Source organism: Thermoanaerobaculia bacterium, assembly GCA_035260525.1.
Lineage (GTDB): Bacteria > Acidobacteriota > Thermoanaerobaculia > UBA5066 > DATFVB01 > DATFVB01.
In genome coordinates this window covers 1-3781 of record DATFVB010000351.1, presented here as the reverse complement: position 1 = coordinate 3781, position 3781 = coordinate 1, and the positions used below count along the sequence as shown (strand labels likewise).

Sequence of the window (3781 nt, the reverse complement as noted above, 5' to 3'; positions counted from 1 at the left end):
GCTGGTCAGCCTTTGCGCGTCATCACCTGCATCGAGATGCTCGACCGTCGTTGCTCGTGCGTGCGACGACGGCGGTGACCCCTTCCCTTCCCGGGATCCGCCTCGACCCGCCAGACGGTTACTCCCCGCGCCGTTCAGCTTCGAGGCGCTCGAGCCGTCGGGTCAGGTCCTCGATCTCCTTCTGCTGCGCCTTGATCGCTTCGACGAGGATCGGACCGACTTTCGCATAGTCGACGCTCTTGTAACCGTCACGGCCCGTGATCACGAGCTCCGGATAGATCGCCTCGACCTCCTGGGCGATGAATCCGAGCCCGGGCCGGGAGGAGAGATGGCGCTCAGGGAACTCGTCCCGCCGCCAGTCGAAGGTCACGCCGCGAAGCGCCAGGGTGCGACCGAGCGCGCCGTCGAGCTCCTCCACGTTCTGCTTGAATCTCGCATCCGAAGGAACTGCCCACGATCCGGTGATCAGGCCGTCCCCTTCGCAATACATCGCGAAGTTCGAGCTGCTGCTCCCATGGACGCCATACCCGTTGGTGGAAAAGCCGCTCACGCCGTCGCCGTCGTCCGACTGCCCGACGACGCCGATCGAGTGCGTCGAGCGGCCGTACACTCCCGCGGCCGAGCTCGAGACGCCGTGCACGCCGATCCCCGCGGCGTCGCCTTCGAGAGCGCCGCCGCTCCCCGAATTCGTCACGAGGAGCGCCGTCCCGCCCGCCGAAACCGTGCCGTTGAAGGGCAGCGCGAGTCCCCCTCCGCTTCCCGACGCCGCGATCGTGATCCGGCTTCCGGACGGCGTGATCGTGACGTTCGACCCGGCCGCGAGCGTCAGAGCGCCGGTCAGCCCGTTGACGCTCGCGACCCCGGGCGACCCTCCGCTTCCGAGCAGGCCGTCCCGGAAGCTCATCTCGAAACCGGAAGAATCCTGGGAGCCGTTGGCGACCTGCGCGCCGGCGAGAAGCACCGAACCGGTGCCGCCCGTCACCGTCGCGGTGATCCTCGCGTTGGTCGTGGCGATCCCGGAGACGACGTCGCCGACTCCCGGCTGAAGCTGCTCGTAAGGCAGCATGGGGAAGCTCTTCTGCCCGAGGAGCGCGCCGCTCCCATCGAAGACCTGGACGCTGACGGTCGGAGATCCTCCCGCGGTCTCCACCAGCGCAAAGTTGTAGCGGAAGTCCTCCGACCCGCCCTGGTTGACGCCCTGGATCGTCGCGGACTGCCCCGCCGATATCGAAAACGTCTTCGGCACGCCCGCGAAGAAGAGGCCGACGGTTTTTCCGAGATCGTCGCCCGGGGCCTGGTCGTAGATCCGCTCCGACACGAAGATCGCGCCGTCGGAGGTGATCCGCGCCGCGCCCAGCGCATTCGCGAGACCGAGCTTCGTCTCGACGACGTTCTCGTACATCCGGGTCTGTCCGGGAGCCAGCGTGTCCTCGAAGGACGCCGGCGCGGGGTTGGACTGGTTCCCCTTCAGGAACTGGAACGTGAACGTCTGCGGCGCCGACGTCAGGTTCGTCGCCCAGACCGTCGTGTAGAACTGCGCTCCGTCCTTGCCCGGGACGCGGCCGACGGCCGGGAGGAAGACTTCCGTCGACGCGAATCCGCCGAAGAGGATCGAGGCGAGCGAGCAGACGATCGCCATGAGGACCGGGACGAGTCTTTTCATGTGGGTTCTCCTGACCGGTCATCATGTCACGGCGACGGGATGCGCCCTCGGCGGAAAAGCGCGACTACCGAAATCGCGGCCCGACCGGCTCCGCGGGACGCTCCGGCACCGGCGTCGCGCACCGGAGTCCCGGCTCGCACGCGGGAGGCAGCCCGCCGAACAGGTAGGCGGCGCCGCGCGTCACGTTCGCCCCGAGCGCGCTCGCCGCGAGCTCCCGGGACGACATCGCGACGGCGAAGCCGAAGAAGTCGGAACCGGCCGCGTCGGAGGCGGTGAGCTTCGCGTCGAACGCCGACGTGCTCTGCCAGCCGTCCACCGGCCTGACGAACACGTATACGGAGCCGGGACGATCGAGGCCGATCTCGGCGGGGGCGCCGGCCGCCACGGTCCGGCCCGACAGCGCGACCGGCAGGCCGAAGAAGTCCTGGGCGGCGCCGTCGGCCGCCGTGAGCTTCGCGTCGAAAGCCGACGTGCTCGCCCAGCCCGCGTCGGGCTTCTCGAAAACGTACACCGCGCCTTGTGCCGCGTTGGACCCGACCCGGGCGAACGGCGCTCCGACGACGGCCGCCTCTTCCGAGATCGCGATCGATTGACCGTATCCGTCGCCGAATTCGCCCCCGGAAGCGGTGAGCTTCGCGGCGAAACTCGAAGTGCTGCTCCAGCCGGAGACCGGCTTCACGAAGACGTAGGCCGCCCCGAGGCCGCTCTCCGCGCCCGGGGCCCCGGCGACGACTGTGTCTCCCGAGGCCGCGAGCGAGCCGCCAAAGGCGTCCCCCACCCCACCGCCGGACGCGGTGAGCCGGGCTTCGTACGCCGAGGTGCTCGCCCATCCGGACGCCGGCATTTCGAACACGTAGAGCGCTCCCCTCCGGCCGGCCGCGATCTCCGCGTTGAACGCTCCGACGACGATCGTGTCGCCCGAGACCGCGAGAGTGGCCCCGAAGCCGTCGCCGGTCGATCCGTCGAAGGCCGTGAGCTTCGCGTCGAACGCCGACGTGCTCGCCCAGCCCGAGGCGGGCTCGACGTACACGTACGCGGCGCCCTTCGATCCGCTGTTGAGCTGCGACGCTCCGACGAACACCGTGTCGCCCGAGACCGCCACGGACTGTCCGAACCCGTCGCTCGGCACTCCGTCCGACGCGGTGAGCTTCGCGTCGAAGATCGACGTGTCCGCCCAGCCCGAGGCGGGCTTGACGAATACGTACACCGCCGCGGGTCGGGCGAACGGCGCGCCGACGACGATCGTGTCTCCCGAGATCGCGATGGAGTTGCCGAAGGCGTCGTTCTCTTCGCCCGAGGCGAGCTTCGCCTCCTCGAAGGGCGGATCGCCGTGATCGGCCTCGATCGCCCGCGAGATCGCCGCCCGGGCCGTCGGCGGGAGCTCGGGCGCGCCGCCGGACGCCCCGATCGGCGCTCCCGTCGAGAGGACGAAAGACACGACTACGGAAAAGAGGAGCCGGCGACGGTTCGACATGATTCCTCCCCGACGTTGCCCGGTCGACGATGCCCGGCAAATCCCGTTCGGAGCGAAGAGCGTCTCACGCGAGCGCGCGAGCTGGAGGAGTCTTAATTCTCCGCGCCGCGATCGGGTTCATGGGGCGGGGGCTGGGGATTTCGGTGCTGGGGGGCGTGGCGAAACGCGACCGACGCTCCCGATTCCGACTTTCGACTTTCGACTCGCGGTTCCCGAATTTCGACTCTTGACTTTCGACTCGCCCTTCACTTCCCCGGCGTCGGCTCCCTGAGCTCGATGACGAGGAACCGGAGCGTCGTTTCGCCGATGTTTTCGACCCAGTGGGTTTGAGGCTCGCGGAAGAGCACGTCTCCGGTCTTCAACTCGGCCTCGACGACCTTGCCGTCGGCGAAGTTGTTGCGGATCCTCCCGCCTTCGATCACGTACGTGACGAAAGCCGGGTGCGAGTGCATCCGCTCGCGATCGCCCGGCCGCAGCACGCCCTCGATCACCCGCACGCTCGCGTTCTCGAGCCGGACGTGCTCCATCCCGGCATTTACGACCGCGGGATCGAGCGAGGGCGCCGCGCCCGTGACGGCGGCCAGCATCGGAGCGAAGGCGGCGACTTCCATCCACAGATTTCCGATCCAGTGCATGAGTCCTCC

At 68.8% G+C, this 3781-nt stretch carries 3 protein-coding genes; all 3 read right to left on the bottom strand.

Going from position 1 to position 3781, the window contains the following annotated elements; genetic code table 11:
- Positions 1 to 118: 118 nt before the first annotated feature.
- A complete protein-coding gene (locus VKH46_16655) occupies positions 119 to 1663 on the bottom strand; it encodes a tail fiber domain-containing protein (protein ID HKB72464.1) in 1545 nt (514 codons plus the stop codon).
- 64 nt (positions 1664 to 1727) lie between these two features.
- Positions 1728 to 3137 carry an FG-GAP repeat protein gene (locus VKH46_16650; GenBank protein ID HKB72463.1) on the bottom strand — a complete coding sequence of 470 codons (1410 nt, stop codon included), beginning with the start codon at positions 3135 to 3137 and terminating at the stop codon, positions 1728 to 1730.
- Positions 3138 to 3382: 245 nt separating this feature from the next.
- Positions 3383 to 3781, bottom strand: a 399-nt coding sequence (locus VKH46_16645) for a cupin domain-containing protein (GenBank protein ID HKB72462.1), incomplete at its 5' end; no start/stop codon positions are given.

Bases quoted from the DNA above. Each gene is read 5' to 3' on its own strand.
- VKH46_16655 (HKB72464.1), bottom strand. From the start codon at position 1,663: ATGAAAAGACTCGTCCCGGTCCTCATGGCGATCGTCTGCTCGCTCGCC.
- VKH46_16650 (HKB72463.1), bottom strand. From the start codon at position 3,137: ATGTCGAACCGTCGCCGGCTCCTCTTTTCCGTAGTCGTGTCTTTCGTC.